At 62.6% G+C, this 12729-nt stretch carries 9 protein-coding genes; all 9 read right to left on the bottom strand.

Features of this window, described 5'->3' with window-relative positions; genetic code table 11:
- Positions 1-66: 66 nt before the first annotated feature.
- Positions 67-1245 carry a BaiN/RdsA family NAD(P)/FAD-dependent oxidoreductase gene (locus tag KVG91_RS11075; RefSeq protein ID WP_169377002.1) on the bottom strand — a complete coding sequence of 393 codons (1179 nt, stop codon included), beginning with the start codon at positions 1243-1245 and terminating at the stop codon, positions 67-69.
- A 160-nt stretch (positions 1246-1405) separates the two neighbouring features.
- The gene (dbpA, locus tag KVG91_RS11070; protein WP_231999012.1) at positions 1406-2743 is read right to left on the bottom strand and encodes an ATP-dependent RNA helicase DbpA; all 1338 of its coding nucleotides are present in this window, start codon (positions 2741-2743) and stop codon (positions 1406-1408) included.
- Positions 2744-2873: 130 nt separating this feature from the next.
- The gene (gene mdtD, locus KVG91_RS11065) at positions 2874-4301 is read right to left on the bottom strand and encodes a multidrug transporter subunit MdtD (protein ID WP_169377003.1); all 1428 of its coding nucleotides are present in this window, start codon (positions 4299-4301) and stop codon (positions 2874-2876) included.
- A gap of 37 nt (positions 4302-4338) precedes the next feature.
- A complete protein-coding gene (locus tag KVG91_RS11060; RefSeq protein ID WP_169377004.1) occupies positions 4339-5187 on the bottom strand; it encodes an alpha/beta fold hydrolase in 849 nt (282 codons plus the stop codon).
- Between the two features lie 245 nt (positions 5188-5432).
- Positions 5433-6749, bottom strand: a complete 1317-nt coding sequence (locus tag KVG91_RS11055) for a TldD/PmbA family protein (RefSeq protein WP_169377005.1) — start codon at positions 6747-6749, stop codon at positions 5433-5435.
- Positions 6749-8191 (bottom strand): TldD/PmbA family protein, encoded by a 1443-nt coding sequence (locus tag KVG91_RS11050; protein WP_169377006.1) that lies wholly within the window; start codon positions 8189-8191, stop codon positions 6749-6751. The genes KVG91_RS11055 and KVG91_RS11050 overlap by 1 nt, the downstream gene beginning before the upstream one ends.
- A gap of 184 nt (positions 8192-8375) precedes the next feature.
- Positions 8376-10079: a choline dehydrogenase gene (gene betA / locus KVG91_RS11045; protein WP_169377007.1), complete on the bottom strand. Its 1704-nt coding sequence runs from the start codon at positions 10077-10079 to the stop codon at positions 8376-8378.
- Positions 10080-10214: 135 nt separating this feature from the next.
- A complete protein-coding gene (gene betB / locus KVG91_RS11040) occupies positions 10215-11687 on the bottom strand; it encodes a betaine-aldehyde dehydrogenase (RefSeq protein WP_169377008.1) in 1473 nt (490 codons plus the stop codon).
- A gap of 60 nt (positions 11688-11747) precedes the next feature.
- On the bottom strand, positions 11748-12341 hold the full coding sequence (betI, locus tag KVG91_RS11035; RefSeq protein WP_076953220.1) for a transcriptional regulator BetI: 594 nt from the start codon (positions 12339-12341) through the stop codon (positions 11748-11750).
- Between the last annotated feature and the right edge of the window lie 388 nt (positions 12342-12729).

The raw sequence follows: 12729 nt of genomic DNA, 5'->3' as shown, positions 1-12729 counted from the left end.
ATACATATTTAACTGATCCACCGCATTCGCGAGCAAGCCCGCTCCCACATTTTTTACCGCGCTGTGTCAGACATATTGCGCGGCGGCATACCCGGAAGCCCACGCCCACTGGAAATTGAACCCGCCCAGGTGACCGGTTACATCCAGCACTTCGCCAATGAAATACAAACCGGGGCTTTTCAGCGATTCCATGGTCTTGGACGACACTTCCCGCGTGTCCACCCCACCCAGCGTCACCTCGGCCGTGCGATAGCCCTCGGTACCCGCCGGCGCCAGTTGCCAGTTGCCGAGCTTCTCGGCGATATCGGCGATTTCGGCATGGGTGTATTGCTTCATCGGCTTGGACGCGAACCAGGTGTCCGCCAGCAGGTTGGCCATCTTCTTGGTGAAGATCTCCCCGAGCAACGTCTTCAGCTCGCTGTTGGCGCGCTCGGCCTGTTGCTGTTGCAACCAGGTGTGGGCATCGTGGTCGGGCAGCAGGTTGATCTCCACCGTGTCGCCGGGCTCCCAGTACGAGGAAATCTGCAGAATCGCCGGCCCGCTCAGGCCACGATGGGTAAACAGGATGTTCTCGCGAAAGCTCTGGCCGTTGCAGCTGACCAGGCAATCGACTGAAGTCCCCGACAGCTCGCCGCACAGGTCCTTGAGCTGATCGGTGATGGTGAACGGCACCAGACCGGCGCGGGTCGGCAGCAGTTCATGGCCGAACTGCTTGGCCACTTGATAGCCAAAACCGGTCGCGCCCAGGGTTGGAATCGACAAGCCGCCGGTGGCGATTACCAGGGACTCGCAGCGCAGCTCACCCAAGCTGGTCTGCAACTGGTAGCCGCCGTCGAGTTTGGCGATCTCCTGGATCGACGTGTCCAGATGCAGGCTCACACCGGTCTGGATGCACTCATCGAGCAACAGGCCGAGGATGTCGCTGGACTTGTTGTCGCAAAACAGCTGGCCGAGTTTCTTCTCGTGGTACGGCACGCCGTGCTTGGCCACCAGCCCGATAAAGTCCCATTGGGTGTAGCGGGCCAGGGCGGACTTGCAGAAGTGCGTGTTGTGCGAGAGGAAGTTGGCCGGCTCGGTGTACAGGTTGGTGAAATTGCAGCGGCCACCGCCGGACATCAGGATCTTTTTGCCGGCTTTGTTCGCGTGGTCGATCAACATCACCTTGCGCCCACGCCCGGCGGCGGTCAGCGCGCACATCAAGCCCGCGGCGCCGGCGCCAATGATCACAACTTCGGTCGAGCGCACAGCGATGTCCTCATACAAATTCTGAATTGGAATGCAGTCAAAAATGTGGGAGCGGGCTTGCTCGCGAATGCGGTGTGTCAGTTGATGAATATGTCGACTGACACACCGCATTCGCGAGCAAGCCCGCTCCCACATTGGATCTCCATTGAGTCGGAGATCTTTACAGGATCCGCACGCGCAACGAGCGGCCCTTGATCTTGCCGTCGTTCAAACGCTGCAGCGCCTGTTTGGCGATCCCGCGTTCCACGGCCACGAAGGCCTGGAAGTCAAAGATCGCGATCTTGCCCACCTGGGCACCCGGAATGCCGGCGTCACCGGTCAATGCGCCAAGAATGTCGCCTGGACGAACCTTGTCTTTACGCCCGGCGGCGATGCACAGGGTGCTCATCTGCGGCAGCAACGGACCGCCGCTTTGCGGCTTGAGGTTGTCCAACTGGTCCCAGTTCAGCGGCGACTTCTGCAGTTGCTCGATGGCCTGGGCGCGGTGCGCTTCGGACGGGGCCACCAGGCTGATAGCGATACCGGTCTCACCGGCACGACCGGTACGGCCGACGCGGTGGATGTGGATCTCCGAATCGCGGGCCAACTCGACGTTGATCACCATGTCCAGCGAGTCAATGTCCAAGCCTCGGGCGGCGACGTCGGTTGCGACCAGCACCGAGGTACTGCGGTTGGCGAACATCGCCAGCACCTGGTCACGGTCGCGCTGCTCCAGGTCGCCGTGCAGGCCGACTGCGGAAATGCCCTTGGACGTCAGGTGATCCACGGTTTCCTGCACTTGCTGCTTGGTAAAGCAGAACGCCACGCACGACGCCGGGCGGAAGTGCGCCAGCACCTTGGTCACCGCGTCCATGCGCTCTTCGGGCGAGATCTCGTAGAAGCGCTGTTCGATCTGATCGTCTGAGTGGAACGCCTCGGCTTTCACCTGTTGCGGCGCGCGCATGAATTTGGACGCGAGCTGCTTGATGCTCACCGGGTAGGTGGCCGAGAACAGCAGGGTCTGGCGGCGCGGCGGGGTCTTGCTGATGATGTCTTCGATCGCGTCGTAGAAGCCCATGTCGAGCATGCGGTCGGCTTCGTCGAGGATCAGCGTGTTCAAGCCGTCCAGTACCAGCGAACCCTTGCGCAGGTGCTGCTGGATGCGGCCCGGCGTGCCGACGATGACGTGGGCGCCGTGTTCCAGGGAGGCGATCTGCGGGCCGAGGGACACGCCGCCGCACAGGGTCAGCACCTTGATGTTGTCTTCGGCGCGGGCCAGGCGGCGGATTTCCTTGGCCACTTGGTCGGCCAGCTCGCGTGTGGGGCACATGACCAGCGCCTGGCAGCCGAAGTAGCGCGGGTTGATCGGGTTCAACAGGCCGATGCCGAACGCGGCGGTCTTGCCGCTGCCGGTCTTGGCCTGGGCAATCAGGTCCAGCCCCTTGAGGATCACCGGCAAGCTTTGCGCCTGGATCTGCGTCATCTCGACATAACCCAGCGAGTCGAGGTTAGCCAGCATGGCGGCGGACAGGGGCAAAGTATTAAAAGCGGTGGCGATGGTAGTCACGGGACTGGCTCTGCAAAACAAAATGTCGCGCAGTGTACCAGTCCCGTGGAAATTTCCCCGCAAGTTCTAGACGAGAAGCCGGTCAGTGCTCGATATGCTGCTCCGGGTTGACCACGCGTTTACCGTCTTTTGGCGACAATTGCAGGAAGATCGCCGCCGCCAGCATCGCCATGATGCCCACGGTGAGAAAGGTCAGTTGGAACGCGCCGAGCACGCTTTCCACCCCATCGTTGCCTGCTTCAGCGGTAAACCCGCCAAGCAACGCACCGGCGCACGCCACACCGAGGCTCAGCGACAACTGCGCCACCACCGAGAGCAAGCTGTTGCCGCTGCTGGCCTGGGCGTCGTCGAGGTCGATCAGGGTGACGGTGTTCATCGCCGTAAATTGCAGCGAGTTGATCGCCCCCAGCACGGCCAGCATGCCCAATAGCAGCGGGTAAGGCGTCTGTTCCGTGACCAGCCCCATGCTCGCCAGCATCAGGCCCAGCGCCAGGGTGTTGCCGGTCAGCACGACGCGGTAGCCCAGGCGTTCGATCAGCGGCCGCGCAACGGACTTGGCCACCATCGCCGCCGCCGCCAGGGGCAGCATGCTCATCCCGGCTTGCGACGGCGAGTAGCCCAGCGCCACCTGCAACAACAGCGGCACCAGGAACGGCAGGGCGCCGCTGCCCAGTCGCGCAAACAGGTTGCCCAGGATGCCGACCGCAAAGGTGCGCGTCTTGAACAGCACCGGCGAGAACAGCGCATGGTCGATGTGCCCGGCACGCAACCAATACGCCGCCAGGCACGCCAACCCGCCGAACAGCAGCAACATCACCCGCAGGTGCGGCAAGTGCAGTTCGCCCAGGCCTTCCATGGCGACGGTGATCAGCACCATTGCTGCGCCGAACAGCAGGAAGCCGACCCCGTCAAAGCGTGTGCGCTCACTGCCGCGCAGGTCGGGGATGAATTTCCACACGGCGTAGCAGCCGAGCATGCCCACCGGCAGGTTGAGCAAAAAGATCCAGTGCCAGGTCAGGTATTGCACCATCCAGCCGCCCATCGTCGGGCCCAGCAACGGGCCGAGCAGGCCAGGGATGGTGATGAACCCCATGATGCGCACCAGTTCGGAGCGGGGATACGCACGTAACACCACCAGCCGCCCGACCGGCAGCATCAGCGCGCCGCCCAGGCCCTGGATCACCCGTGCGCCCACGAGCATGCTCAAGCTGCTGGACAACGCGCACAGCAGCGAGCCAATGCTGAACAGCATGATTGCGCCAAAGAAGATTTTCTTGGTGCCGAAACGGTCGGCGATCCAGCCCGAGGCCGGGATCAGCAGGGCGACGGTGAGCATGTAGGCGATCACCACGCCTTGCATGCGCAGCGGGTTTTCCGCGAGGTCCCGGGCCATGGCGGGCAGTGCCGTGTTCAGGATCGTCCCGTCCAGCGACTGCATGAAGAAGGCAATCGCGACCACCCAGGGGAGCCAGCGGGCGGTCTTGGCATCGAGCGGGACGCGGTTCGGCATGGAAAAACCTTTTCGTTAGCAGCCTATGTGTTGGCGATTATGCGTCATTCGTCGCGTCTTTTCCCACCAGGAAATCCAGCAGTTCACGGTGCACCGCCACGGCCGCTTCGCTGGATTCGAGGTCAAGCAAGTGGCCGGTATGTTCAGCCACGGCAAAGCTGCTGAGCCTTACGTAGTGCTTGAACAACTGCGCGTCGGCGGCCGGGGTGTACTCGTCCAGCGCGCCGTTGAGAAAGTGCACCGGTGTTTCAATCTGCCGGAGTGCCGGCAGGTAATTGCCATCCCCCAGCGCCAGTACCTGGTGGATATGAAAGCGCGCCTGGCGGTATTCGGTGGTGGCCATGCTCGATAAGTGCCGATGGTTGTTGCGCTTGAGCCGGGGCGACAGGTATTTGCCCACAGTCTCGTTGAGCAGGTGGCCGACGGCGGACTTGTCATCCGCCTCGATCAGCACGCGCACTTGCTCCACATAGTCGAGCATTGCCTGGTTGAGGTTGGGCGCCAGGGCCATCACCACCGAGCTTTCGATGGAGGGCGGGTTGTGGGCCAGGGTCAGCAGCGTGGAGATACCGCCCCAGGAGGCCGACACCAGATGGTTGACCTGGAAGCGCTCGACCAGGGCGCGCAGGATCTGCACCTCGTCGTCCTTGGTCACCAGGTCCAGGTCAGTGTTGTGCTCGCGGGAGTAGCCGGAGAAGGGCAGGTCGAACAGCAGCACATTGAAGTGCTCGGCCAGGCATTTGCTGGTGCGGGCGAAGGACCGCGTGGTGGACAGCGCGCCGTTGATCATCAGCACGGTTTTGCGTTGCGGGTCGTGACCGAGTTGTTCGACGTGGACGTTGTAGTGCTTGAACAGCTTATGCAGGACGAAACTTCCCTGATTCATCGCGATACTTCCTGTCGGCTGGCGGTCTGCTATTAACCGTTATAGCGAGGTTTTTTAGGGTCGACAACCGGCTGTATGGAAGGTGGGAATGGGCGGTAGGACGAGGGGAAGCGAAGTGTCTGAAATCAACACCGAACCCCTGTGGGAGCGGGCTTGCCCGCGAATGCGGTATGTCAGCTACGGATTGGCTGGCTGACATACCGCTATCGCGGGCAAGCCCGCTCCCACCGGGGACCAGCGGTGTTCTATAAGGTCAGGGTCAGGCGTTTTACCAGGGCACCCGGCAACAGATTGGACGCCGTATTGCGCTGGCCATAAGTACTGGCCGACAGCAGCAGTTCCCGATCAGCCGTCAGCGCTTCCAACTGCGAACCGAGCAGGCTGTAGACGCTGTCATCAAAGCGCATGGTGCTGACCGGCGCCTTGATCTGGCCGTCTTCCACCCAGAACGTGGCGAAGCGTGTCATACCGGTCAGGCGCGCCGCCGGCAGGTCGGAGTAGTTCAGGTACCACAGGTTGCTGATGTACAACCCGGTGCCCAACTGCTTGAGGATATCGGCCTGGGCCAGAGTACCTGCGGCCATTTGCAACGCGCTGGGGGACTCGTCGCTGCTTGCGCCGTTGGTGCTCAATCCGTATTCGGCGGCGCTGCGCGAGTTGATCAACCGGCCTTCAGCCTTGCCCGCATTGATCAGCGTGACGTCACCGCGCGGGTAACCTTCGCTGGAAAACGCCTGGCTCAGGGAGCCACTGACCTGTTCGTCGACCTTCACCAACGGGCTCAGGGATTGTTCGCCGGCGTACAGCTTTTGCAGCGAACTGCCTTTGCTGGCGATGGCCTGGGCGGAGAAACCACCCCAGGTAATGATGCTGATGATTTCTTCCAGCGCCGCCGGGGCCAGGTAGGCGCGGTACTGTCCGGGCGCAAGGGCGTGCAACGGGCGGCCGAGGAACTCAAGTTGCTGGCGGGCCTGCTGGAAACGTCGGGCGAACTCGGCGCTGTCCCAGGTGTGGCCGGCATAGCTGGCCTTGACCGCTTCGCCATTGGCATGGAACAGGCTGAAGTCGAAGTTGAAGCTATTGGCCTGGTGCCAGCCGAAGGCGCCGTTCGAGCTGGCAAAACCCCGGCTGATGGGGCCGGCGGCGTAAATGCCGACCAGGTCGACGCCGTCCGCGGACTGGCTGATGTCGTCCAGCACCTGGGCCAGTTCCGGCAGCGGCCGGGCCTGTTCATTGTGGCTTTGCCAGGCGTTGTGGTTCAGCAGCAGGTACGGATCCGGGGGCAGCAACGGCAAGGTTTCGCGCAGCTGTTGCAGGCCATTGGCGAGGCGCTGGCGGTCCAGCTCCGGCTCACCGGCCAGGGTGATGGCGAGGTCGGCATGGCGGCCGTCGTTGATCAGCTTGAAGTTCAGGCTGGCTTGTTGCACGTGCCCGGCCTGGCGCACCTTGGCGTGGTTGAAACGCACGAACTCGGACGCCTCCGCCGCGTAGCCCAGGTGAAATTGCTCCTTGTCGGTGATGGCCTGCTTGAGCCACTGCACCAGTGCCTTGAAATCATTCATCAGGCATCTCCCCCGAATACGTCGACATCACTGAACACACAGGCTGGCGACGCATGGCCGACACGGATCACCTGGTTGGGCTCGCCTTTGCCGCAGTTCGGCGTGCCCAGCACCTGGAAGGTACTGGCGTCGCCGACGGCGCTGAGCTTGCGCCAGAACTGTGCGGAAATCGCTCGGTAGTTGGGGTTTTTCACCACGCCCTTGAGTTCGCCGTTTTCGATCAACTGGCCCCATTCGCAGCCGAACTGGAACTTGTTGCGCGCATCGTCGATGGACCACGAACGGTTGGTCGACATCAGCACGCCGTGTTCGATGCCCCTGATCAGCTCGGCCAGGGACTTGTCGCCGGACTCGATATTCAGGTTGGCCATGCGGTCGATGGGCGCGCGGTTCCAACTGCTGGCGCGGCTGTTGGCCACGCCTTGCATGCCCGCACGAAATTGCGACAGCGCCCCGCCCAGCGGCTTGAGCAGCAGCCCTTCGCGGATCAGGAACTGCTTGCTGGCGCGGCTGCCGTCGTCGTCATGGCTGTAGCTGGCGAGCTGTTCGGGGATGTCCGGGTCGAAGGTCACGTTGAGCAGCTCGGAGCCGTATTGCAGGTGGCCAAAATCGCTGGCCTTCACAAAGCTGGTGCCGGCGTAATTGCGCTCGTCACCGAGGATGCGGTCCAGCTCCAGCGGATGGCCGATGGACTCGTGGATCTGCAGGATCATCTGGTCGGGCATCAACAGCAGGTCACGCGGGCCCTGGGGCGTGTTGGGGGCCAGCAGCAATTGCAGGGCGTCGTCGGCGATGCGCGGCGCGGCGCCGACCAGGCCGAAGCGGCTGATCACGCCCAGGCCGCCTTGCTGGCCGAAGTTGCTGCCGCCGAAGGTGCGCGTCTGGCTGTCGTTGCCGTCGAAGGCCGTGACGTTAACGCCCGGGAACACAAAACGCTGGGCCTGGCGCAGTTCGGCGCCGGCACTGTTGAGGTAGATCTGTTCGACATGGGTCAGGCCCAGGCTGACTTCCCAGTTCACCAGGCGCTCGTCCCCGGGGACGGCGGCGGACTCATCGCCGAGCAGCTGGTAGCAGTCGCTCAGGGACGGGAAGGGTTGATCAAGGTCGGGTGACAGGTAGTCGGCCACATCGCTGGAGACGTGCTGGTCGCGCAGGTCGAGCAGAGCGTGGGGCAGGATCTGCCGGGCTTGCCGTTCGGCGCGCTCAAGGGCGGCTTGCAGGCCAGGCAGGGAAATGTCGTTGGTCGCGGCGTAAGCCTCCACGCCATTGAGACGCACGGTGAGCATGGCGCCCTCGTCGTGGTTCAGGTGCGGCGGTTCGGCGACGTTTTTGCGTACGGCCAGGTACTGGCCGGATTCGCGGACGTAGCGCAGCGAGAAGAATTCGGCGCGGGTGCGCAGGGCACTGAAGTGCTTTTTGAGTGTGGCGTGGTGGTCGAACATGGGGCCTTCCTTGTGGGCGGCTCAGCGCGGGGCAGGCAACAGAGTAGGCCTGGGCTGGGAGCTGATCAAGGAAGGTTTGTGGTGTTTGTTCGGGCCTCATCGCGGGCAAGCCCGGCTCCCACAGGGGAATGCATTCCAATGTGGGAGCTGGCTTGCCTGCGATACAAACGCCGCGGTGTCTCAGTTACTGCGCAGCAGGCGCCACTTCACGCAGCGGCTTGCCCCGTACCGGCGCATCGCCCGCCACGTAGTAGTCGGCAGTGCTGCGCGGCAGTGGCTGGCGGCCACGGATCTTGTCGGCGATTTTCTCGGCGATCATGATCGTCGGCGCGTTCAGGTTGCCGGTGGTGATGATCGGCATGATCGAGGCATCCACCACGCGCAGGCCTTGCATGCCATGCACGCGGCCTTCGCCGTCCACCACCGCCATCTCATCGGTGCCCATCTTGCACGAGCACGACGGGTGGAACGCGGTTTCGGCGTGCTCGCGGATGAACTGGTCGAGCTGCTCATCGGTTTGCACTTCGATGCCGGGGCTGATTTCGCGGCCACGGTACGGGTCCAGCGCCGGCTGCTGCATGATTTCACGGGTCAGGCGAATGCCGTCGCGAAATTCCTGCCAGTCCTGCTCGCTGGCCATGTAGTTGAAGAGGATGCTTGGGTAATCCCGTGGGTTCTTCGACTTCAACTGCACGCGGCCCCGGCTCGGCGAACGCATGGAGCCCATGTGCGCCTGGAAGCCGTGCTCCTTCACCCCGTTGCTGCCGTTGTAGTTAATCGCTACCGGCAGGAAGTGGTACTGGATGTTCGGCCATTCGAATTCTTCACGGGTACGGATGAACCCGCCCGCTTCGAACTGGTTACTGGCGCCGATACCGGTGCCATTGAACAGCCATTCGGCACCAATCGCCGGCTGGTTGTACCAGAGCAGCGAAGGGTACAGCGACACCGGCTGGGTGCACGCATATTGCAGGTACAGCTCAAGGTGATCCTGCAGGTTTTCACCGACGCCTGGCAGGTCGTGGACCACCGGGATGTCGAGGCTTTCCAGCAGTTTGGACGGGCCGACGCCGGAGCGTTGCAGCAATTGCGGCGAGGCAATGGCGCCGCTGCACACCAGCACTTCTTTACGGGCGCGGGCTTCAACACGCTCTTCGGCGGCGCCGATCAGGTAGCGCACGCCAACGGCACGCTTGCCTTCGAACAGTACTTTGTCGGTGAGGGCATGGGTGACGATGGTCAGGGTAGAACGCTTTTTCGCCGTGTCCAGGTAACCGCGCGCGGTGCTGGCGCGACGGCCGTTCGGCGTGACGGTACGGTCCATCGGGCCGAAGCCTTCCTGCTGGTAACCGTTCAAATCTTCCGTGCGCGGGTAACCGGCTTGCACGCCGGCCTCGACCATGGCGTGGAACAGCGGGTTGTTGCCGGCCTTGGGCGTGGTCACGCTGACCGGGCCATCGCCGCCGTGCCAGTCGTTGGGGCCGATGTCGCGGCTTTCGGCCTTGCGGAAGTACGGCAGGCAGTCCAGGTAGGTCCAGTCTTCCAGGCCCGGCAGTTTCGACCAGTTGTCGTAGTCCATGGCGTTGCCGCGGATGTAGCACATGCCGTTGATCAGCGAAGAGCCACCCAGGCCCTTGCCCCGGCCACATTCCATGCGGCGACCGTCCATGTGTGGCTCTGGATCGGTTTCGTAGGCCCAGTTGTAGCGCCGGCCTTGCAGCGGGAACGCCAGGGCGGCCGGCATCTGGGTACGGAAGTCCAGGCGGTAGTCGGGGCCGCCGGCTTCGAGCAGCAAAACGGTGACGCCTTCGTCTTCGGTCAGACGGGTCGCCAGGGTGTTACCGGCGGAGCCGGCACCCACAATGATGTAATCGTATTCTTGGGACATTGAATGCACCCTCTTTGAAGTGTGGTCAGGTCGGGCCTCATCGCGGGCAAGCCCGCTCCCACAGGGGAACGCATTCCAAATGTGGGAGCTGGCTTGCCTGCGATGGGGCCTGGCAGGCACTACAAAAAACCAGTGTTAGAACACCGAGGCGTAGTCGCCCAGCTCAACCTGTACCGATTTGATGCGGGTGAAGTTGTTCAGCGAGCTGATCCCGTTCTCACGCCCGACACCGGATTGCTTGTAGCCGCCGACCGGCATCTTCGCGTCGGACTCGCCCCAGGCGTTGATCCAGCAGATACCCGCTTCCAACTGATGAATCACGCGGTGGGCGCGGTTCAGGTCCTTGGTGACCAGGCCGGCCGCCAGGCCGAAGTCGGTGTCGTTGGCGCGGCGGATCACTTCTTCTTCGGTTTCATAGGTGAGGAGGCTCATCACCGGGCCGAAGATTTCTTCACGCACGATCACCATGTCATCGGTGCAGTCGGTGAACACCGTCGGGGCCACGTAGGCGCCTTTGGCCAGCTCGCCGTCGGTCAGGCGATCGCCGCCGCACAGCAGGCGCGCGCCTTGCTCTTTGCCCTTGGCGATATAGCCCAGCACGCTTTCCATGTGGGCGAAGCTGACCAGCGGGCCGAAGTTGGTGGTGTCGTCTTGCGGGTCGCCCACACGAATGCGCGCAACGCGCTCAAGGATCTTGGCTTCGAACGCCGCTTGCAGGTGCTTGGGCACGAACACGCGCGTGCCGTTGGTGCAGACCTGGCCGGAGCTGTAGAAGTTGGCCATCATCGCGATGTCGGCGGCGCGATCCAGGTCGGCGTCTTCGAACACGATCAGCGGCGACTTGCCGCCCAGTTCCATGGTCACTTCCTTGAGCGATGAGCTGGACGCGCTGGCCATGACTTTCTTGCCGGTGTCGGTGCCGCCGGTGAACGAGACTTTCTCGATGCGCGGGTGTTCGGTCAGCCAGGTGCCGACTTCACGGCCGCTGCCGGTCAGGACGTTGAACACGCCCGCTGGAACGCCGGCTTCGGTGTAGATCTCGGCCAGTTTCAGGGTTGTCAGCGAGGTGACTTCGCTCGGCTTGAAGATCATCGCGTTACCCGCGGCCAGGGCCGGTGCGGATTTCCACAAGGCGATCTGGATCGGGTAGTTCCACGCGCCGATACCGGCGACCACGCCCAGTGGCTCGCGGCGGGTGTAGACGAACGAGGTGTCGCGCAGCGGGATCTGCTCGCCCTCGATGGCCGGCACCAGGCCTGCGTAGTACTCCAGTACGTCGGCGCCGGTGACGATGTCGACGTACTTGGTTTCGGAGAAGGATTTGCCGGTGTCCAGGGTTTCCAGGGCAGCCAGTTCGTCGTTGCGCTCGCGCAGGATGTCGACGGCGCGACGCAGGATCCGCGAACGCTCCATGGCGGTCATGGCGGCCCAGATTTTCTGGCCTTTTTCGGCGCTGACCACGGCGCGCTCAACGTCTTCCTTCGTTGCGCGTTGCACTTGGGCGAGAACTTCACCGTTAGCCGGGTTGATGGCTTCGAAGGTGGCATCGCTGCCAGCGTCGCTGTAGCCGCCGTCAATGTAGAGTTTTTGCAGTTCGAAACGGGCCATAAAGTCCTCGCAAGTGCATAAGTGGTTGGCCTGTTCGGGAGTTGAGCGGTTATCGGTGCTCTAACTCACCTGCTTGGCCAATTGGAAATCCATGTATTCGTGCGCAATGCGTTGCGCCTGCTCCGTGTCGAAAGCGTCTCCCGACAGGGCACCGCGCAACCACAAACCGTCGATCAGGGCCGCCAGCCCTCGGGCTGCGCTGCGTGCTTCGGGCAGCGGCAGCGCACGGCGGAACTGGCAGCACAGGTTGGAATACAGACGTTGATCGTTGATCCGCTGCAACCTGTGCAAAGACGGGTGGTGCATGCTGGAGGCCCAGAAGGCCAGCCAGGTTTTCATTGCCGGGCCGTTGACCTGGCTGGCGTCGAAGTTGCCGGCGACGATCACCTGGAGGTGGGCGCGCGGGCTGTCATCCTTCAACGCTTGTCGACGGGCGTGGATGTTTTCCATCAGCACGCTCATCAAGTACTGCATCGTCGCCGCGATCAGGCCGTTCTTGTCCCGAAAGTAGTGACTGATGATGCCGTTCGAGACGCCCGCCAAACGGGCGATCAGCGCAATGCTGGCATCTCCCATCCCGACTTGATCAATGGCCGTCATCGTGGCTTCGATCAACTGCTGGCGGCGTATGGGTTGCATACCGACCTTGGGCATGTAGCACCTCTCCTTAGGCCTGCCGACGGGCGATCACGTCCATCGGCTTGAAGGCCAGTCTATTTTGTTTTGATTGAACGTTCAATCAACAAAGAATAAGCTCTGCGACAAATGGTCGCTGCCTACAGATGTTTCCTACCTGAGAGCGGCAACCGCTGACACCTGCGAAAACCCCTGAAACAGGCCGTATCAGGGCCTGGGCACCGCTTTGGCGGGGTTCGGGATTTTCGGGGTGTCTTTATAACACCCGTCCGTCGACTGCCGAAAAATCGATGTCCCGGGATAACCGTTGCCTTGTGTTTCTCTCTCGCACTGCCCGGAGCATCTGCGCCATGAGTTCTGCCTCTCTTATAAAGACCCCGCCGGAAAAGGTGCGGGTCAACGGTTG

It is taken from the genome of Pseudomonas azadiae (assembly GCF_019145355.1).
Lineage (GTDB): Bacteria > Pseudomonadota > Gammaproteobacteria > Pseudomonadales > Pseudomonadaceae > Aquipseudomonas > Aquipseudomonas azadiae.
Note: the sequence above shows the minus strand (reverse complement) of the source record. Positions and strands in the feature narration are given on the sequence as shown.